Raw genomic sequence first — 19578 nt, 5'->3', positions numbered from 1 at the left:
GGCATTGCGGGGCCGGCGTGCGGCGCCAGGGGATACCTGCGGCCATGACATCTCGCGCCAAAACGTGCTATGGGGACATCATGATCGTTCGCGAGGCGTTGGCCCCGAGATGACGCATTCTGCGAGGCTCCGGAAGCAAGGCTGACGGGAAATCGGCTGAATTCCCGCGGCGATCGATGGACCTGCTCGATCATTTCCTGACGTTCCGGCGGCATGTTGGACAACACCCAAACGACAACGGTCGATCCGCGCGGGTCGCGGCAGAGAGGCATGCTGGGCGCACTGATCGGCGGAGACCCGGCGTCCGGAATGGACCGGCGCTGGACGCCTCGGATCATCGTTCTCAGCGGGCTCATCCTGGCGCTGCTGTGTGATGCCTTCGTGGCGCACATGCTGTTCGTGAACTATCGGGAGACCTCTCGGACGACCGAAGCCGCCAACGGCGATCTCGCCCGCGCCCTCGAAGAATACATGCTGCGCAACATTCAGGGCGTCGACGTGCTGCTGAGCACGACGATCGGCAATCTCATCCAGAATCCGTCTCTGCTCACCCCCGGCAATCCGGCCCTGATCAAGGATCTCAAGCAGAGGGTCGCGCCGTATCCGATCGCGAGCGGAATCGTCGTGCTCGATGCGGAGGGCAACCTGCTGGGAGACAGCGAGGGCAACGGCGTGCCCGGGCGTCAAAGCAACTTTGCCGACCGCGCCTATTTCAAGGTTCAACGGGACGATCCGGGCCGCGGCCTCTTCATCGATGTCCCGCTCGTGGCGCGCGTGAACACCGGTTTGTTCATCGCAGTGAGCCGCGCGTTCAAGACGCTGGACGGACGTTTCGCCGGCGTGGTGTTCGTGCCCGTCGACTACGAAAATCTTCGCCGGTTCTTTCTGTCGCTGAACGTCGGCCAGCGCGGTACCGTCACCTTGTACCGCGACGACGGCACGATCCTGCTGCGGACGCCGAATGCGGACGAACTCGCCGGCCGAAACGTTCGATCGAATCGCCTGTTCAGCGTCTTTCTCCCGCAAGCATCGGATGGCAGCTTCGAAGGCAGCGGCGTGACCGACGGGGTCTCGCGGAGCGTCAGCTATCGACGAGTCGCCGGCCTGCCGCTGGTCGTCACCGTGGCCCGGCACCCCGTGGAGTACCTGGCCGGCTGGAAGAACAATGCATTGTACTACAGCCTCATCGCCGCCGGGCTCAATCTGCTGATCGTGGGGTTCGGCTTCACTCTGGCGCGGCAGTGGCAGCTGCGCGCGACATCCGAACAGGCGCTGCGGGACAATCTCGAGCAGCATCAATTGGTCACCGAGAACGTGCCTGCGCTGATCGTTCATGTCGGCGCCGACGGCCATATCCGTTACGCCAACCGTGTCGCGCGCGAATGGTATGCCGAGCCGTCTACCGAGGCCATCCGCAACCGCAAGATCGACGAGATCATCGATCCCTTGCCGATCGCAGAGGCGAGGCCGAAGATCCAGGCCGTGCTGTCGGGCCGCACGATCGGAGCCGAAGAGAAGGCGACGTTTCCCGACGGGCGTGAACGCTGGTGCGAGACCATTCGGGTGCCGGATTGCGGTCAAGACGGCACGGTGCGCGGCTATTTCGTCTTGTCGGTCGACATCACCGAGCGCAAGCGCATCGAGGACGAACTGCGTCAGGCGCAGAAGATGGATGCGATCGGGCAATTGGCCGGAGGCATCGCGCACGATTCCAACAACATGCTGGCGGCGACGCTCGGCAATCTCGACCTGCTGCTCGATGAATTGCCGTCCACCGACGCCTCCTGCCGCGGCATCGTCGAACGCGCCATCGAGGCGGCGGAGCGGGTGGCCGATCTCAATCGCCGCCTGCTCGCCTTCGCCCGCAAGCAGACGCTGCAGCCGCAGATCACCGACGTGAACCAGCTGGTCAGCGGGATGACCACCATCCTGCAGCGGACGCTCGGCGAGACGATCGAGATCGAGCTGGCGCAGGATCCGCAGCTCTGGCACTGCCTGATCGATCCGACGCAATTGCAGAATGCGCTGCTCAACCTCGCGCTCAACGCACGGGATGCCATGCCTGGCGGCGGGTGCCTGACGGTCACGACGGCGAACGCGGTGCTCGACGAGCCGCTCGATGACGGCGATGAGCGCATCGCTCCCGGTGACTACGTCACCATCGCGGTGTCCGACAGGGGAGACGGCATGTCGCCCGACGTCGCCCGTCGCGCCTTCGAACCATTCTTCACGACCAAGGAGTTCGGCAAAGGCAGCGGGCTCGGCCTCAGCATGGTCTATGGTTTTGCGCGGCAGTCGGGCGGCACGGTGGTGATCTCGAGCCGCGTCGCAGAGGGGACGCGCGTCACGCTGTATCTGCCGAGTGCAGGACCTGGTCCCACCGATCCGCCCCGCGCCGGGATCGATAAATTGTCACGGCCGGAGACCGGCGAGCGCATTCTGGTGGTCGAGGACAATGCGCTGGTCGGCGCGATGGCGTCGACGACGCTGTCTTCGTTGGGCTACAGTCCGGTCGTGGTCATCAATGCCAGCCTGGCAATCGCCGAGCTGGAGCGGTCGAACCCGGTATCGCTGCTGCTGACCGACATCATGCTGCCGGGCGGCATGACCGGCATCGACTTGGCGCGTCAGGTGCGCCGCAGGTGGCCGGACCTGCCGATCCTCTTCATGTCCGGATTCGCAGATCCCTCGCTCGTGCCGGAAGACTTCCGCGCCACCACGCAGCTTCTCACCAAGCCGTTTCGATTGGGCCAGTTGTCGGAAGCGATCGCGTGCGCCCTCGGCGGCCGCAAGAGCTGAATCCAAAAGAGCTGAAGCGAGGCAGGCAGCGATCATCGGCCGATCATGCGCCATGCAGCTCATCGCCGCGTGGCACGGCAGGCCTCATCGACAGGCCTCATCGACGAAGGCGCCTTGAAGTTCTCACGAACCACGCGCAAACAACCTGGATGGAACTTCAGATTCGTTCTGCCACCTCAGGAGATGCCGTCCGTGAATCTCTACGCCAAGCTCCTGGAGCGTAACGCCGCGCGCCGGCCGATCAAGGTCGGGCTGATCGGTGCGGGCAAATTTGGCGCGATGTATCTGCATCAGGTGCTGCGGACGCCGGGCATCCATCTCGTGGGCATCGCCGATCTGTCCCCGGCGCGTGCGATCGAGAACCTGAAGCGCGTCGGCTGGGACGAGCAGCGTTATGCCGCATCGTCGCTTGAGGACGCGTTGAAGCACGGCACGACCTTCCTGAGCGATGATTGGCAGGCCCTGGTCGGATGCGATGCGATCGATGTCATCGCCGAATGCACCGGCAATCCGATCGCTGCGGTCGAGCATTGTCTGGCGGCGTTCGCCGCCGGCAAGCCGATCATCAATGTCACCGTGGAGGCCGATGCGTTCTGCGGGCCGATCCTCGCGCACAAGGCAAAGCAGGCCGGTGTCATCTATAGTCTCGCTTATGGCGATCAGCCGGCGCTCGCCTGTGATCTCGTCGACTGGGCGCGCGCCTGCGGCTTTCCGGTGGTCGCCGCCGGACGCGGCCACAAATGGCTGCCGCACTACCGGGAATCCACGCCGGAAACGGTGTGGGACCATTGGGGCCTGACCGCCGAGCAGGCCGCGCGCGGCGGCATGAATCCCAAGATGTTCAACGCCTTTCTCGACGGCTCCAAGCCGGCGATCGAATCGGCTGCGATCGCCAATGCGACCGGTCTCGAAGCGCCATCTCAGGGCCTCGCATTCCCGCCGGGCTCGGTCGACGACATTCCGACCCTGATGCGGCCGCGCGCGGAAGGGGGCGTGCTGGAAGCCAAGGGCCAGGTCGAAGTCGTGTCCTGCCTCACGTCGGACGGCGAGCCCATCGCCAACGACATCCGCAAGGGTGTGTGGGTCTGTTTCGAGGCCGACAGCGACTACGTCCGCAATTGTTTCGAGGAGTATAAGGTCGTCACCGATCCGAGCGGCCGCTACATGAGCTCCTACAAGAAGTGGCATCTGATCGGCCTCGAGCTCGGCATCTCCGTCGCATCGGTGGTTTTGCGTGGCGAGCCGACCGGCGCGGCGATCTGCTTCAATGCCGACGTCGCGGCGACGGCGAAACGGGATCTCAAGCCCGGCGATATGCTCGACGGCGAAGGCGGCTATACCGTCTATGGCAAGCTTGCGCCGGCCGAAGCCTCGCTGGCCCAGGGTTATCTTCCGCTCGGGCTCGCCCATCAGGTGCGCCTGGTCCGGCCGGTCGCCAAGGACGCCTGCATCACCTGGTCGGACGTGGCCATCGACGAGACCTTGCCGGCCGTCCGTCTGCGCCGGGAGCAGGAGGCGCTTTATGCGCCCACCATGAGCCGGCATGCGTGACGGTGTCGCCGGGCGGGCGCGGTCGTGGTCGTCCGGCGGTGCCTGCAAATGCCGGTGATGGGCCGGGCCATGATGTGCAATCCGCGGCGTCTGATGCTAGAGCAGCCCTGGTCTATTTGAACGATCCAACGACCCGACCGCCACCGATGGAGGTCTCAGCGGCTGGCTGCAACGGCCCGGGAGCGAGGGAACGGAAGACGTGGGAGAGCTGCCATGAACGCCAATGTCAAACTGCCTGCCGCCAAGGGTGTCTTCATCGACAACAAATGGCAGCCGGCGCAATCGGGCCGGACCATTGCGATGCTGGCGCCTGCGACCGGGCAGGTGATCGCCTCGATCGCGGCCGGCGACAAGGCCGACATCGATCTCGCGGTCGCCGCGGCGCGCCGCGCGCTCGAAGGTCCGTGGGGCCGCCTCGCGGCCGTGGAGCGTGGGCGCCTGCTGTCGAAGCTTGGCCGTCTCGTCGAGGATAATGCGGAGGAGCTGGCGAAGCTCGAGGCCGCCGACACCGGCAAGCCGATGAAGCAGGCCAAGGCCGACGTCGTCGCAGTCGCACGCTATTTCGAATATTACGGCGGCGCTGCCGACAAGGTGCATGGCGATACCATTCCGTTCCTCGACGGTTTCTTCGTCACGACGGTTTATGAGCCGCTTGGCGTGACCGGCCACATCATTCCTTGGAACTACCCGGGTCAGATGTTCGGGCGTACCGTTGCGCCGGCACTGGCGATGGGCAATGCGACCGTGATCAAGCCGGCCGAGGAGGCCTGCCTGGTGCCGCTGCGGCTCGCCGAGCTTGCGGCCGAGGCCGGCTTTCCGGCGGGCGCCATCAACGTCGTGCCGGGTCTCGGCGAAGAGGCGGGCGCGGCGTTGTCGGCCCATGACGGCATCGACTTCCTCTCCTTCACCGGCAGCCCCGAGGTCGGCACGCTGGTGCAGACTGCGGCGGCGAAGAACCACATCGGCTGCACGCTCGAGCTCGGCGGCAAGTCGCCGCAGATCGTGTTCGCCGATGCCGATCTCGACGCGGCGCTGACGTCGGTGGCGGCGGCGATTGTGCAGAATGCCGGGCAGACCTGCTCGGCCGGCTCGCGCGTGCTCGTCGAACGCACGATGTGGGATCGCTTCCTGGCCGAGCTCAAGCTGCGCTTCGAGAAGATCACCGCCGGCACCCCGGAGATGGATCTCGATCTCGGCCCTGTCATCAGCGCGGTTCAGAAGAAGCGCATCGAAGGCATGCTGGCGCGCGCCGAGAGCGGCGGTGCGACACGCGTCGCTTCGGGCCGGATCGCCGAGGGCGTGCCGAGCGAAGGCTTCTATGTCGCGCCTGCGCTGTATCAGCACGTCGACCGCAATTCCGAGTTGGCGCGCGAAGAGGTGTTCGGTCCGGTGCTGGCGGCGATGCCGTTCGACGATGAGGCCGATGCGATCAGGCTCGCCAATGCCACGGATTTCGGCCTGGTTGCCGGCGTCTGGTCGGGCGACGGCTCACGCGCGATGCGCGTCGCGCGCAAGGTCAAGGTCGGCCAGATGTTCGTCAACGGCTACGGCGCCGGTGGCGGCATCGAGCTGCCGTTCGGCGGCATGAAGAAGTCCGGTCATGGCCGCGAGAAGGGTTTCGAGGCGCTGTACGAGCTTGCCGCGATGAAGACCCTGATCGTCAAGCACGGCTAGATCAGCGAATCCACGGCTCCGATCAATTCCGCCGCACGGACGCGACTGACGACGCTGTCCGGCGGCGTTGTTGTCAATCCCGACGGCAAGGCGTTAATTGCGTCAGGCTTTGCAGAAGGAGACGAGCGGATGAGCGACGAGAACGAGCTGTTCGAGAAGGGCCTGAAGGTGCGCCGTGAGGTGCTCGGCGCATCCTATGTCGATGGCAGCCTCGCCAAGGCCGACGACTTCATGATGGCGTTCCAGCACATCACCACCGAGATGTGCTGGGGTTATGCCTGGACGCGTCCGGGTCTCGATCGCCGCACCCGCAGCATCGTCAATCTCGCGATGCTGACTGCGCTGAGCAAGCCGAGCGAGCTCAAGCTTCACGTCAAGGGCGCGCTCACCAACGGTGTCACGGTGGATGAGATCAAGGAGATCCTGCTGCACGCCACCGTCTATTGCGGCATTCCCGCCGGCCTCGAGGCGTTCAAGGCCGCCCATGAGGTGCTCGTCGCGGAAGGCGCGATCCCGAAGAAGGACGGCGCATGAGCGCGCCGCAACGCATCCTGTTCGTCGGCATCGGCAATATGGGCTGGCCGATGGCCGGGCGTCTGCTCGGTGCCGGCTTTTCGGTCGCCGTCAGTGACGCCGTGCCGGGCCGCGCCGCCGATTTCGTGCGTCAGGTTGGTGGCACCGAGGCGGCGGATCTCGCGGCCGCCGCGCCGCTGGCGGATGTCATCATCACGATGCTGCCGACCAGCAAACATGTCGGCGAAGCCGTCGCCGCGCTGCGCGACGGCTTGAAGCAAGGGCAGATCCTGATCGACATGAGCTCCGGCGCGCCGGCGGCGACGCAGGCGATCGCGGCCGATCTTGCTCCGCTCGGCGTGACCATGCTCGACGCGCCGGTCTCCGGTGGCGTGCCGCGCGCGAGAACTGGCGAGCTCGCGATCATGGCCGGCGGCGATGCGGCCGCGCTCGATCGGGTCGAGCCGCTATTGCGCGCGATGGGCACCACGATCCATCGCATCGGCGGCCTCGGCTCCGGCCAGGCGATGAAGGCGCTGAACAATCTCGTCTCCGCCGGCGGCTTCCTGATCGGCATCGAGGCGCTGTTGATCGGCCAGCAGTTCGGCATCGATCCCGCGCTGATGACCGACGTGCTCAACGCCTCGACCGGCATGAACAACTCGACGCAGAAGAAGTTCAAGCAGTTCGTGCTGTCGCGCGAATTCAACAGCGGCTTCGGCCTCGACTTGATGGTCAAGGACCTGTCGATCGCACTCGAGGTCGCACGCGCAGCCGGAATCGCCGCGCCGTTCTCCAATCTCTGCCGCGAGCTGAGCGCGAGCGCGCAGGGCCTGCTCGGCCCGGGCCAGGATCACACGGCGCTGGCGAAGCTGAGCGAGGCGCTTGCGGGTGTCGAGCTGAACCGTGAACAAAGCCCGCCTTCGCAGAGCTGAGATCAGCGGATCGCAGCTCCTGGAAATCGGATGGGATCGGCGGCGAGCGATCGAACGCGCTAAATTGAGCGTCACGCTGATAACCTGAAGGTCATAGGTTCAAATCCTGTCGCGCAACAAACGAACGCCCGCAGCTTCGGCCGCGGGCGTTGTCGTAGGTACGTCGAACGTGGGCGGCGCCCTGCGGGGCGGTGAACGGGCGCAGCAGCGTGGATTGATCGCGTGGGGATCGACGACACTATCTGCTTCTGCCCGTTGCACGTGATCGCGTATGGCGAGCTCACCGAGCCGTTCTGGGCGCGCGACAGTGAAGGCTCGCACCGACCGGCGTCGTGTCCTCATGACGCAGATCGGCAGCTTCCTCGAGGTTCACGGCCAAACTGGATGCGCCGCGAGCGGTGGAGGCGATTGAAGTCGCCACCCGTCATCTGCAAGTCTGATCCGCAAGCCGAAGGGGGCGAGTGGCCTTCGTCCGCAGAGCGGCGCATGTTCCCTTCGTATCAACGGTCCAGCCGACGCGATTCCGCGTGGTAGTTAATCGCTTGTCTCTTCCGAACCTCAGCGCCGTCGATCGATTTGTGACGCGTAGCGATGCCAGTCGTTTGCAATCGCGAATCCGGCCGTAGTTGTACGGATCTACAAATACACGTTATGTGCAGGAAACTTTTCGGTTTGGCGGTAGTGTCACCGCGGCGTGTCTCGCTGCCTGTGACGCGACCTGAAGCTCCGTCGAACTTCGGCCAGAACATTTTTAGCAGGTATCAATTCAAACTGAATCCGACGGTGCAGAATGAATCTTACCGACATCGAAACGTGCGGGCAGCTGTGATGGCCCGTCCTGCGCCGTCATCTGCTGACGTGGCGGCATTTGGAAAAGGAAGAACTGATCATGTGTGTCGTATGCGAATGGGCGAGAGTGCTGGAGGATCCGAAAGCGTTCCCGCTCTCCCGCCGCGGGATGATCGGAAATGCCGCCAAATTCGCGGCGGTCGCCGTTGCCGCGCCGATCGCGGCTGGAGCGGAGACGGCTTCTGCAGCAGAGGATCGGGCCTCGTCGCGCGCGCAGCCGTCTGCAGCTGGCGGCAAGGCGGACTGGCTATTTCAAAATGGAATGATCTACACGGTCAATTCGGCGCAGCCGATCGCTGAGGCGGTGGCGGTCCGCGCCAAGGAGATCGTCTATGTCGGCGACAAGGCCGGCGCCGCGGCATGGCGAGGACCGCGCACCAGGGTGGTCGACCTCGCCGGGCGGATGCTGCTGCCCGGCTTCATCGATAGCCACAACCACCTCATCGCCCTGGCGGTCACCAAGCTCGGCCTGAACCTTCGCGACATCGTCGGCAAGGACAAGGTGCTCGACGCCATTCGTCAGTACATCGCCACGCTGCCACCCGGAGCGCCGCTGCGCGGCTATGGCTGGACGGGAGGCGTCTCGTTCGGCTCCGATCACTTTCCGCGACGCGAATGGCTCGACGAAATCACCGGTGATCGGCCGATGCTGATCTGGAACGCCGACATCCACGAGTCCTGGTTCAACACCGCCGCGATGAAGCTCGCGGGGATCGATAAGAACTCCCCCGATCCCGAACCGGGCAAGCAGTATTTCAAGCGCGATCCCGATGGTACGCCGACCGGCGTCGCGATCGAAGGCGCGACCATCCCGCTTGCGGTCGCGACCGGCGTGTTTTCGCGGGAGACGATCCGGGAGTCGCAGCGCCTGACCATCGACCGTGCGCCGTCATGGGGTTTGACGGCCTATATGGACGCCGGCGTATTGGCCGGCCCTTCCAGCGGCGGATCCGAGGTCTTGTGGCGAGACATCATCGATCGCGACAATCGCGGTGAATTGCCGATCCGCATCGTCGGCACGGTCTGGACCCGGGCCGAGAAGGATGATCCGAAAGCGATCGCCGCCGAGCTCGCCGCCTGGAACAAGAAGCTGCGTTCGCCTCACGTGCAGATCTCGATCTGCAAGATGTGGACGGACGGCACGGCGATGGCCGGCACGGCGCTGCTGCTGGACCCGCTGGAAAACCAGCCGGGCAACAAGGGCTCGGGCATTCTGTCGCCAGCCCATATCAGGGCGCAGGTCGAGGCCGTTCACCGCGCCGGATTCGACATGCACATTCATGCCGACGCGGATGGGTCGGTCCGGATCGTGGTCGATGCCATCGAGGACGTGCAGAAGCGGCTTGGCCAGCAGGGGCGGCGGCACACCGTCTGTCATCTGTCGCTCGCGCATCCCGACGACGTCAAGCGGTTCAAGCCGCTCGGCATCATCGCCAACGGCACGCCCGCCTGGGCCACCAATTACGACGGCGTCTATGTCGAGGAGTACAACAAGCTGTTCGGCGAGAAGCGCGTCGAGGAGCGCGTGTACGCCTATGGCGATCTCGTGCGGTCTGGCGCGACCGTCACCTTCGGCGCCGACCTGGGCGGTGTCGATATCGACGAATGCCCGCCGCTCTTCCAGTTGGAGGCGACCATCACGCGGCAGCGCCCCGGCTTTCGCGACGATCCTCCCTTGGTCCCGCGCCAGCGCATCAGCGTCGAGGAGGCGATCCGCTGCTTCACGATCAACGGCGCCTATCAAGTCCGGCTGGAGCATCAGATCGGCTCGATCGAGGTGGGCAAGAGGGCGGATCTCATCGTGCTCGGGGCCAATCTTCTCGAGATCGATCCGCACGACATCCACAAGGTCCCGGTGTTGCTGACCCTGATGGACGGCGAGGCCCGGCACGACAGGCTTCAGCCTGCGCGGGCGCGCAAGACACGGGCGTAAGACCATGTGCATTGCCTGCAACTGGGGCCGGTTTCGCGGCCTGCTCGAACTCGATGGCCATCCCACATCCGATGTCGATCCGGCGCGCCGCCGGCTGCTGCAGGCGGGGGCGGCGTTCGCCGCGACCGGCGTCGCGGCGGCGATGCCGATGCGCGCCGAGGCGGCCGACGGCAAGGCCGACATCGTCTTTCGCAACGGTTCCGTCTACACGGTCAGTGGCGGCCGCGAATGGGCGCGGGCGGTTGCCGTGGCGCAGAAGACGATCGTCTATGTCGGCGATGACACGCAGGTCGGCCGTTTCATCGGTCCGAAGACACGGATCGTCGATCTCGCCGGCAAAATGCTGCTGCCGGGGTTCATCGAGGGACACATTCATCCGCTGGCGGGCGCGGCCATCACCAGCGGCGTCGACCTGCAATACGACACCAAGGACGAGACGCTCGACGCGCTGACGGCGTATCGCGCCCGGCTTGGCAAAGCCGACGTCGTGCGCGGCTTCGGCTGGCGCTACCATGCCTTCCCGGGCACCGGGCCGCGCAAGGAGGATCTCGACCGGATCTGGCCGGACACGCCCGTTTTCCTCGCGGCGATCGATGGTCATTGTGGCTGGGTGAATTCGAAGGCGCTGGCGATGGCCAAGATCACCAAGGCCACCAAAGACCCGCTGCCGGGCTTCAGCTATTTTCAGCGCGACCCGGCGTCGGGTGAGCCGACCGGCTATCTCGTCGAGGTGCCGGCCATGCTGGTCGTGCTCAACGCCGCGGCGCCGTTCACCAGCAGATACATCACGGAGTCGGTCGAGGCGTGGCTGCCCAGGGCCTCCGCGGCCGGCATCACCACGGTGTTCGATGCCGGCATGCAGGTCGTCCCCGAGGTCGTGGGCTTTCAGCTCTACCAGGACCTCGAGCGGCGCGGAAAGCTGCCCTTCCGCGTCGTCGGATCGACCTATCACAACGACCCGGCGGTCGATCCCGTGCCGATCATCAAGGCGCTGCGAAAGCAGTTTCAGTCCGAGCTGGTGCAGGCCTCCGTGCTCAAGCTGAACATTGACGGCGGCGAGGCGCAGCGGACCTCGGCGATGCTGGCGCCCTACGATGATGATCCCAACACCAGCGGCGACACGCTGCTGCCGCCGGACCTGTTCAAGGACATCATCCTTCGGGCCGACAAAGACGGATTCAACATCCACATTCATTGCTGCGGTGACCGCGGCGCCCGGCTATGCCTGGACGCCTTCGAGGCGGCGATGAAGGCGAATCCGCCGCGCGACCGCCGGCATACGGTCTGCCATCTGGTGGTCGTAGCGCCGGAGGACCTGCCGCGCTTCGCCGCGCTCGGTGTCACCGCGGAATTCTCCGCGCAATGGGCGGTGCCGGATCAATCCTGGCGTGACATGGTGCGGCCGCGCTTCGGCGCGCGGGCCGAGACGGTTTATCGCTTCGGCTCGATCCTGCGCCATGGCGCCAACATCTCGCTCGGCACCGACTGGCCCGCGGCCAGCTACTACAGCACCTTTCGGCCGCTGGAGGCGATCGAGATCGCAACGACGCGGCGCGAGCTCGACAAGCCCGATCAGCCGCCCCTGGCGCCGCACGACGAGCGCATCAGCCTCGACCAGGCGCTGCGCGCCGCGACGATGGGATCGGCCTATCAGCTCGGCCTGGACCGCAAGATCGGTTCGATCGAGGTCGGCAAGCTCGCCGATCTGGTCGTGTTGGAGAAGAACCTGTTCGAGGTCGCTCCGCACGACATTCACAAGACGAAGGTCGTCATGACTGTGATGAACGGCCAGGTCCGGTACGAATGATCGGGCAGGGCGCTGAAGCGCATGTGAGGTTGTGAGCAGGGATGTCGAAACATGATCGCTGGCTGATCCTGTTGATCGTCTCCAGCGCGCTCGCGCTGATCGTCATCGACATGACGGTGCTGTACACGGCGCTGCCGAGTCTCACTCACGAACTCGGCGCGACGGCGTCGGAGAAGCTGTGGATCGTGATGGCGTACGGACTCGTCGTGGCCGGGCTGCTGCCCGGCTTCGGCGCGCTCGGCGACCGGTTCGGCCACAGATCGACGTTCGTCGGCGGTCTCGTCGTGTTCGGCGCGGCATCCCTCATGGCCGCCTATGCCCCGACGCCTGCCGTTCTGATCGGAGGGCGGGTCGTGCTCGCCGTCGGCGCCGCGCTGATGATGCCGGCGACGCTGTCGATCATCCGCGTCACCTTTTCCGACGACCAGGAGCGCGCGCTCGCGATCGGCATCTGGGGGGCCGTCGCATCCAGCGGCGCCGCGGTCGGCCCGCTCGTCGGCGGCGTGCTGCTGGAGTATTTCTGGTGGGGCTCGGTCTTCCTGATCAACGTGCCCCTGGTCGCGATCGTGCTCATCGTCGCCCTGCTGCTGATCCCTGGATATGGCGAGCGCAACGGCCGGATGCTCGATGTGCTCGGCTCGGTGCAGGTCATGGCCGGCCTGATCGGCTTTGCCTATGTGGTCGAGGATCTCGGCAGTCCGCACCCTCACTACGGCATCTCGGCAGGCGTTGCGGTCGGCACGGTGATCATGCTGACCATCTTCGTGCGCCGTCAGCTCCGGCTCGATCACGCCTTGATCGACTTCACGCTGTTCCGGGATGCCGAGTTCGCGCTCGGCGTGGCGACGGCGATCACAGCCGCGCTCGCGATCGCGGGCACCGAGCTTGCGATCAGCCAGCGTCTGCAACTCGTGCTTGGTTATTCGCCACTGCAGGCGGCGCTGTATATCCTGCCGGCGCCGCTGGCGGCGTTCATCGGCGGGCCACTGACAAGCCTGGCGCTCCGTCACATCGGACCCGCCAATGCCATGCGTGCTGCGCTCCTGCTCGCCGGGCTGGGTGCCGCGGGCTATCTCTTCTTCTTCACCGCGAGCCTTCCGCTGCAACTGGCCTGCATCGCCGTCAATGGTTTCGGACTGGGGGCCGCCATGGCGGCCGCGTCCAATGCGATCATGAACCAGGCTCCCGTGGGCCGCGAAGGCATGGCGGCCTCGATCGAGGAGGTCTCCTTCGAGCTCGGCGGCACGGTTGGGATCAGCATCTTCGGCAGCATCCTGTCCGGCGTCTACACCGCTGCGATGGTCCTGCCCGACAGGTCGGAGATTCCGCCGGGCGCGCGCGACAGCATCGATTCAGCCCTGATGATCGCTGAGCGACTCCCCGCCGAGATCGCGGGCCTCGTCATCTCGCAGGCCCATCAGGCGTTCGACCGGGCCTTCATCACGGTCGCTCTCGTCGCGACGATGTTGCTGCTGGGCGCCGCTCTTCTTTTCCGGGGGCGGAGAGGCCGGTACGCGGCCGAGGCGAGGCGACATGCCCATTGACGTCAGCCGAGAGAGGGCCCGGCATGATAGCCGTGCGCGAACCTCGTTGAGGAAAGCGCAACGGGCGAGCTGGGGTGTTCAGGCCAACGCATCTGCCTGCGTTGCGTGAAAAAATCAGAGCGAGCAAACCGTCGAGATCGCTGGTGGGCCCGGCAGGACTCGAACCTGCAACCAGACCGTTATGAGCGCGAGGGTATCGGTCGCGTTCGTTGATGTTACTGCGGATTGTTTGATTTCGACCGCAATTGCTGTCGTTCGTTCAGGTCGTTTCTGGTGCGAAACTGGTGCGGTGGCTGCATGGCAGCAACTCAACTTTTGGCCTTGGGCTGCTTGCTGTTTGTTCCGAGGTGTCTTCCGCCTGACGCTCCAAACGCGCACTTTACATTCCTGAACAAGAATGCTGTCGGACAAGGCCCTCTCGCGTTGCCCGACATAATGGCGCGAAAAGCAATTCAGTCGGAACGCGCGAGTGTGAGCCTTACAGAGCGTCCTCGTCGCGCCGGCGCGGCGGTTTGAATGTCTGCGGACGGCTCACGGCCGGCGACCTCGAGGGCAAAATAGGCGATGGTCGATTCCAGCCCTTCACGCAGGGCAACCCGCGGGTGCCAATCCAGTAGCTGTTCCGCCGTCGAAATCACTGGCTTGCGCCGCTTGGGATCGTCGACCGGAAGCGGCTTGAATTCCAGGGTGGAGGCCGAGCGGGTGCATGTCAGCACCTCCCGGGCGATCGCCTCGATGGTCAGCTCATGCGGATTGCCGAGATTCACCGGACCCGTCACCTCCGCCGGACTTTCCATCAATTTTTCTAGTCCGCGGACGAGATCGTCGACGAAGCAGAAGCTGCGCGTCTGGCTGCCAGACCCGTAGATCGTGATCGGCGCGCCACGCAGCGCCTGAACGATGAAGTTGGAGACGACCCGGCCGTCGTTCTCGTGCATGCGCGGGCCATAGGTGTTGAAGATGCGGGCAACCTTGATCTCCAGGCCGTGCATGCGCTGCGCATCGAACATCAGGGTTTCGGCGGCGCGCTTGCCTTCATCATAGCATGCGCGGGGGCCTATGGTGTTGACGTGGCCGACATAGCTCTCCGGCTGCGGATGGATCTCGGGGTCGCCATAGACTTCGCTGGTCGAGGCCTGCAGGATACGCGCGGATTTTTCGCGTGCGAGCTCCAGCAGATTGAGCATCCCGAGCACGCAGGTCTTCATCGTGCCGATCGGATCCTGCTGATAGTGCGGCGGCGACGCCGGACAAGCCAGATTGTAGATGCGATCGAGCGGTGCTTCGATCTCGAGCGGCTCGCGCACGTCGTGGGCAAGGAAGCTGAAATTGGGATGATTGAGCAGCGGGCGGATGTTGCGCTGCGAGCCGGTGTGCAGATTGTCGACACAGATCACGGTATCGCCACGTCGCAGCAATGTGTCGCAGATGTGCGAGCCGATGAAGCCTGCGCCGCCGGCGACGAGCGTTCGGTGGGATGGACGGGATGAAATCGTAGAACGAATGGTCATGACAGTCCCAGCTTGAGTTCGATGGCATCAGATGTCGCAGAAACGGCGGAGCGCCGCGCGAGCCGGGCGCGCCGGGCGAGCGCCTCGCGGTGGTAGTCTTCGAGCTGCCGTGCCCGGTGATCGGGGGTGTGATCACGCAGCACGCGGCGGCGGGCTCGGTCGCCTACCGCCCGACGGGTGTCCTCCGGCATCTCGCGCAGGATCGTCGCAACCTCCCGCGGCGAGGACACCACAAGGATTTCCTTGTTTGGCGTGAAGATCGTCTCCAGACCGGGCCAGGCATCGGAGAGCACCGGCGCGGCGCAGGCCGCGGCTTCGAACAGCCGGACGCTCGGCGAAAAGCCGAGGTTACGCATGTCGGCGCGGGTGACGTTCAGGGTGAAGTGCTGGGCGGCAAAAAAATCGGCATGTTGGTGCGGCGGGAGGTGTGTGATCCGATCGACATTGGCAGGCCAGACGATGTCGTCCGGATATTGCGCTCCGGCGATGGCGAAACGCGCATCAGGCGTGGCGCGCGCCGGCGCGAGCAGCAGGTTCTCGAGCTGGGGCTGACGATCAGCGCTGTAGGTGCCGAGATAGCCGAGCGACCAGCGATTGGGAACGTCGCGCGGTTGATACAGCTCGGTGTCGGCGCTGCAGTAGAGCACGCGCGCCATCGGACTGCCGTAGAGATCCTCGACCATGGCTAACGCTGGCCCGCCGGAAAACGAGAGATAAAGATCGAAGCGGGGAATCATCGACGCCGACAGATACGACAAGCCGTGACCATCCTCGAGACCGGCGAGCGTAACCGGAGTGTCGATGTCGTAAAATGCCGTGACGCCCTGGGCATGCGAGGTCACCCAGTCGGCGATGGCGATGCCGTCCGGCACGTAGGATCCGATGATGACAAGGTCGGCATCGCGGATCAGCGCGCCGAACCTGCGCGGCAGCTCCGGAAGCTCCTTGTAGAGATGGATGCGCCAGTCGCGGGGATCGGTCAGGTCGCGATGATCGCGGTACCACGGCACGTCGCGCTCCAGGAATGTTACGCTGTGACCGCGACGCGTCAGCGCCGCGAGCAGCGCGCGGTAGGTTGTGGCGTGACCGTTGCCCCAGGACGAAGTGACCGACAATCCGATGACGACGATATTGAGGTTCATTCTGCAGCCTCGATACGGGGGCGTCTGCCTTGAAGCAGGGTGTGGAATTGTCGCGCGCGCTGACGGTAGGTGTGATGCGCCATGACGCGCGCGCGGCCGCGTTCACCGATGGCGCGTGCGCGCGCGGGTGAGAGTGCGTCGAGATGCGCTGCGACGGCGGCGCCATCGGCGGCCACCAGGATTTCGCGGTCGGGCTCGAGGAAGAGCTCGATGCCGTCCCATTGGTCGGTGATGAGGCAGGCGCCCGCGCCCGCCGCCTCGAAGACGCGGGTCGGCGGCGAGAAGCCGTAGGTCGCCATGCTGTCGCGGTTGACGTTCAACGTCGCGCGCGCCGAGCCGAAGAAGGCGTTGTGATCGCCGGTTCCGACATGGCCGACGGCACGAATGTTCGCCGGCATCGGCTTGTCGTGCCAGCCGGAGCCGCCGAGCACGAAGCGTTTCCCCGGCAGCCGGCTGGCAGCGTCGATGAAGAAGCGCTCGATGCGGGCCTCACGGTCGGGCAGGCGATTGGCGAGCAGATTGAGGTCCGAGTCGAAATCCGCGCGGGCCGCTGCCGGATGGTGGGTGTCGGGATCGAGTGCATTGTAGATCGGCACGCAATCGCGCGCGCCGACGTTGCGATAGGCCGTCACGACCGGATCGCCGCCGCCGTAGGTCAGAACCGCATCGTAACGCGGAATGGCGCGACGCAGATGATGCCCGGCATCTGCGGCGATTGCATCCAAGGTGGCTGGCGCGTCGACGTCCCAGTAGAACCGCAGCGCACGGCCTTCGATCGCCGCTATGGCGTCATCGAGCTCGGCATCGAACACGCCGACGCCACTGGCCTTGATCAGAAGGTCCGCCGATCGGACCGCGTCGTCGAGCGAGCGCTGCCAGCCGTCCTGCGTTGCAGGATAGACCACGACGCGGGCCCAGGGCGGATCCGCGATATCGCGATGCGCCTGCCGCTCGAAGGCGTCCGGCTCGTAGAAGGTGACATCATGACCAAGCCTGGCGATCTCCTTGAGCATACCGCGGTAGTAGGTCGCGGCACCGTTCCAGTAGGATGAGACGAGGCTGGAGCCGAAAAAGCAGATGTTCATGACGCGGCTCCTTCGAACGCGCTCGACATCCGGGTCGCGCCGCTGGTCAACGTCCCGGCGATGTCTAGCAATTGCTGCGCCCGGTGGCGGCAGGTGTGACGCGCCAAAACCGTGCGGCGCGCCTTGTCGGCGATGGCGGCGGCCAACTCCGGATCACTCAACAGGCTCCGTAGCCCGCGGCGCATGTCGTCGCCGCTGGCCGCGCGCAGATAGGTGCCGTCGGGGAACAGGCTCTCGACATCGCTCCAAGGGGCCGAGACAATCGGAATGCCGCAGGCCATGGCCTCGAACATGCGGATGGTGGGAATGCCCGGCAGCGATTGCGCATAGGGCGCACGAGGAACATGAACCGTGACGCGGGCCGCAGCGAACGCTTCGGGGACGTGGTGCGCCGGCAGCCAGCCGCCGTACCGAATGCCCGCCCGCTGCATCGCCAACTGCGCGTCGTCCGGATAACGCACGCCGTAGATCGTTGCATTGAGCCGGAGAGCGGCGATCGGGTCTATGAGATAGTCGCGCAGCTCGACGCTGCGCTCGTTGTCGCCCCAATTGCCGACCCACACGAGGTCGTGTTGCGGAGTGACGTCGGGCAACGGACGGTACAGGGCGATGTCGGCAGCCTCGTGCCACGTGAACGCGCGTCGGGCCCAGCCGAGCTTCAGATAGATCTGGCGCAGCACCTCGCCAAAGGCGAGGACGCCGTCATAGCCGGCGAGATCGAAGCGCGCGAGCTCTTGCGGCGCCGTGACGGCGCGATGATGCGTATCGTGGAATAACAGAGCGTAGCGGCCGCTGGCGATACGGTGACGGCCGATCGCTTCGATCAGATCCGGCGCGTTCCACTCGTGCACCACGACCAGATCGGCACCGTCGAGCGCACGGGACAGGTCGAATGCACAATCGTAAGGTCTGACATCGACGCCTCGAAACAGCTCCGGCACCTCGCTCAGACTGGCCTCGCCACCGTCCTCAACCGCGTTGAGACGGCTCCAGCCATCGGCCGGCTCATAAACGATGACCTCGTGTCCGAGGGCATGAAGCTCGCGCGCGACGCCGCGCAGGAAATGCGCATTGCCATTGTTCCAGCAGGACGAGAACGCGTGGTAGAACAGCACGCACTTCATGCAAACGCCTCGGCGGGGATGTTGGAGTGAGGATCCGGCGACGCCGTGGCCAACAGCTCGCTGTAGAGATCGACGTAGGCTTTCGCCGCCCGGCGCAACGAATAGCGGCGAGACCTTTGGCGTGCCGTCTCCTGCAGCACGCGCCGCGCGGGCTGATCCGCAGCGAGCCAGTGCAGGGTGCTCCGCAGCGCGCTGATGTCGCCAGGGGGCACGAAAACGGCGGCGTCCTGCCAAAGCTCTCTAAACGTCGGAATGTCCGACAGCACCAGCGCGCAGCCGGCGGCGGCGGCCTCCAGCACCGACAAGCCGAACGGCTCGTACAGCGCCGGGCTCACGAAGATCGCGGCATGGCTCATCCGCTGCTGCAACTCGGCATGGGCGAGCTCGCCAAGGGCATGCAGATGTTCCGCGGAGCCGGCTCGATCCAAGCCTGATCCTGCAACATGGATCGGGCAGGGACATCCGGCCGCGATCTCGGCGAGTGCGCGCACGTTCTTGGCTTTGTCCCACATCCGCCCGGCCGCGAGCACGACCATCTGTTTGTTCGCCGGAAGGTCGTCGCGTGAGGCGATGCCGTTCCAGATCAGCCTCCGTGGGCGTGGCGGATCATAGAGCCTCCCCACGACCTCGCCAAAGGCACTGCTTGGCGCGACCCAGGCGGCGGCACGCCGCAATCCCTCGGTCACACGCGCGCTGTAGCACTGCCACTGTGGGTCTTGCAGAAATTGCGTTTCGTTGCAGGCCAGCCCCCACGATCCAACGCAGGAGTGGGTCACGACGAGGACCGGCGCTTCCCAGTCGAACGTCGCCTCGCGGAAGCTGTTGAGATGGACGACATCGGGCTCCACGTCGCATGCGATGGCATGCAGCACGCGCCTTGCTTCATCGACGTCGCGTCCTTCCGGATCCTGCCATTCCAGGGCCAGATCGGTTTCGATCACTCGGATGCCGCTTCCGGCGATGTCCGCGCGCTGATCGGAGCTCATCCGACGCCCCAGAGTGACGAGGTGAACCTCGACGCCAAGGTCGCCCAGCGCGGTTGCGAGGCTGGTGGCGTATCTCCACACGCCGCCCACGGTATCGGTGGTCATCAGGACGCGCTGGCGCCTCA

General features: G+C 65.3%; 13 protein-coding genes. 8 read left to right on the top strand and 5 right to left on the bottom strand.

Going from position 1 to position 19578, the window contains the following annotated elements:
* Nucleotides 1–213 precede the first annotated feature (213 nt).
* The 8 genes from NLR35_RS13725 (at nt 214) to NLR35_RS13690 (ending at nt 13605) form a co-directional block, all read left to right on the top strand.
* Nucleotides 214–2799 carry a hybrid sensor histidine kinase/response regulator gene (locus NLR35_RS13725; protein WP_257167064.1) on the top strand — a complete coding sequence of 862 codons (2586 nt, stop codon included), beginning with the start codon at nt 214–216 and terminating at the stop codon, nt 2797–2799.
* A 192-nt stretch (nt 2800–2991) separates the two neighbouring features.
* On the top strand, nt 2992–4350 hold the full coding sequence (locus NLR35_RS13720) for a flagellar biosynthesis protein FlgA (protein WP_257167063.1): 1359 nt from the start codon (nt 2992–2994) through the stop codon (nt 4348–4350).
* 213 nt (nt 4351–4563) lie between these two features.
* Entirely contained in the window at nt 4564–6024 is a 1461-nt protein-coding gene (locus tag NLR35_RS13715; RefSeq protein WP_257167062.1) for an aldehyde dehydrogenase family protein, read from the top strand.
* A 129-nt stretch (nt 6025–6153) separates the two neighbouring features.
* Complete coding sequence (locus NLR35_RS13710) at nt 6154–6558, top strand: carboxymuconolactone decarboxylase family protein (protein ID WP_257167061.1); 405 nt, start codon at nt 6154–6156, stop codon at nt 6556–6558.
* Nucleotides 6555–7472 carry an NAD(P)-dependent oxidoreductase gene (locus tag NLR35_RS13705; RefSeq protein WP_257167060.1) on the top strand — a complete coding sequence of 306 codons (918 nt, stop codon included), beginning with the start codon at nt 6555–6557 and terminating at the stop codon, nt 7470–7472. The genes NLR35_RS13710 and NLR35_RS13705 overlap by 4 nt, the downstream gene beginning before the upstream one ends.
* 1111 nt (nt 7473–8583) lie before the next feature.
* Nucleotides 8584–10254 (top strand): amidohydrolase, encoded by a 1671-nt coding sequence (locus NLR35_RS13700; protein ID WP_257167059.1) that lies wholly within the window; start codon nt 8584–8586, stop codon nt 10252–10254.
* Nucleotides 10255–10258: 4 nt separating this feature from the next.
* Nucleotides 10259–12061: an amidohydrolase gene (locus NLR35_RS13695; protein ID WP_257167058.1), complete on the top strand. Its 1803-nt coding sequence runs from the start codon at nt 10259–10261 to the stop codon at nt 12059–12061.
* A 41-nt stretch (nt 12062–12102) separates the two neighbouring features.
* The gene (locus NLR35_RS13690; protein WP_257167057.1) at nt 12103–13605 is read left to right on the top strand and encodes an MFS transporter; all 1503 of its coding nucleotides are present in this window, start codon (nt 12103–12105) and stop codon (nt 13603–13605) included.
* 452 nt (nt 13606–14057) lie between these two features.
* On the opposite strand, the gene NLR35_RS13685 is transcribed toward NLR35_RS13690, so the two are convergent.
* From NLR35_RS13685 to NLR35_RS13665, 5 genes are read right to left on the bottom strand one after another with little or no spacing between them, the layout of a single operon-like run.
* The gene (locus NLR35_RS13685) at nt 14058–15116 is read right to left on the bottom strand and encodes a UDP-glucuronic acid decarboxylase family protein (protein WP_257167056.1); all 1059 of its coding nucleotides are present in this window, start codon (nt 15114–15116) and stop codon (nt 14058–14060) included.
* Nucleotides 15113–16258: a glycosyltransferase gene (locus NLR35_RS13680; protein WP_257167055.1), complete on the bottom strand. Its 1146-nt coding sequence runs from the start codon at nt 16256–16258 to the stop codon at nt 15113–15115. Before NLR35_RS13680 ends, NLR35_RS13685 begins: the two co-directional genes overlap by 4 nt.
* A complete protein-coding gene (locus NLR35_RS13675) occupies nt 16255–17343 on the bottom strand; it encodes a glycosyltransferase (RefSeq protein ID WP_257167054.1) in 1089 nt (362 codons plus the stop codon). Before NLR35_RS13675 ends, NLR35_RS13680 begins: the two co-directional genes overlap by 4 nt.
* Entirely contained in the window at nt 17340–18467 is a 1128-nt protein-coding gene (locus NLR35_RS13670) for a glycosyltransferase (RefSeq protein ID WP_257167053.1), read from the bottom strand. Before NLR35_RS13670 ends, NLR35_RS13675 begins: the two co-directional genes overlap by 4 nt.
* Nucleotides 18464–19558 (bottom strand): glycosyltransferase family 4 protein, encoded by a 1095-nt coding sequence (locus tag NLR35_RS13665; RefSeq protein WP_257167052.1) that lies wholly within the window; start codon nt 19556–19558, stop codon nt 18464–18466. The genes NLR35_RS13670 and NLR35_RS13665 overlap by 4 nt, the downstream gene beginning before the upstream one ends.
* Between the last annotated feature and the right edge of the window lie 20 nt (nt 19559–19578).

This window comes from Bradyrhizobium sp. SRS-191, assembly GCF_024586915.1.
GTDB lineage: Bacteria > Pseudomonadota > Alphaproteobacteria > Rhizobiales > Xanthobacteraceae > Bradyrhizobium.
This window is presented reverse-complemented; position numbering and strand designations above follow the sequence as displayed.

What these genes read in the sequence shown, in the direction of transcription:
- NLR35_RS13665 (WP_257167052.1), bottom strand. Translation starts at nt 19,558, where the DNA reads ATGACCACCGATACCGTGGGCGGCGTGTGGAGATACGCCACCAGCCTC.
- NLR35_RS13710 (WP_257167061.1), top strand. Translation starts at nt 6,154, where the DNA reads ATGAGCGACGAGAACGAGCTGTTCGAGAAGGGCCTGAAGGTGCGCCGT.
- NLR35_RS13675 (WP_257167054.1), bottom strand. Translation starts at nt 17,343, where the DNA reads ATGAACATCTGCTTTTTCGGCTCCAGCCTCGTCTCATCCTACTGGAAC.
- NLR35_RS13695 (WP_257167058.1), top strand. Translation starts at nt 10,259, where the DNA reads ATGTGCATTGCCTGCAACTGGGGCCGGTTTCGCGGCCTGCTCGAACTC.
- NLR35_RS13680 (WP_257167055.1), bottom strand. Translation starts at nt 16,258, where the DNA reads ATGAACCTCAATATCGTCGTCATCGGATTGTCGGTCACTTCGTCCTGG.
- NLR35_RS13670 (WP_257167053.1), bottom strand. Translation starts at nt 18,467, where the DNA reads ATGAAGTGCGTGCTGTTCTACCACGCGTTCTCGTCCTGCTGGAACAAT.
- NLR35_RS13685 (WP_257167056.1), bottom strand. Translation starts at nt 15,116, where the DNA reads ATGACCATTCGTTCTACGATTTCATCCCGTCCATCCCACCGAACGCTC.
- NLR35_RS13725 (WP_257167064.1), top strand. Translation starts at nt 214, where the DNA reads ATGTTGGACAACACCCAAACGACAACGGTCGATCCGCGCGGGTCGCGG.
- NLR35_RS13700 (WP_257167059.1), top strand. Translation starts at nt 8,584, where the DNA reads ATGATCTACACGGTCAATTCGGCGCAGCCGATCGCTGAGGCGGTGGCG.
- NLR35_RS13690 (WP_257167057.1), top strand. Translation starts at nt 12,103, where the DNA reads ATGTCGAAACATGATCGCTGGCTGATCCTGTTGATCGTCTCCAGCGCG.
- NLR35_RS13715 (WP_257167062.1), top strand. Translation starts at nt 4,564, where the DNA reads ATGAACGCCAATGTCAAACTGCCTGCCGCCAAGGGTGTCTTCATCGAC.
- NLR35_RS13705 (WP_257167060.1), top strand. Translation starts at nt 6,555, where the DNA reads ATGAGCGCGCCGCAACGCATCCTGTTCGTCGGCATCGGCAATATGGGC.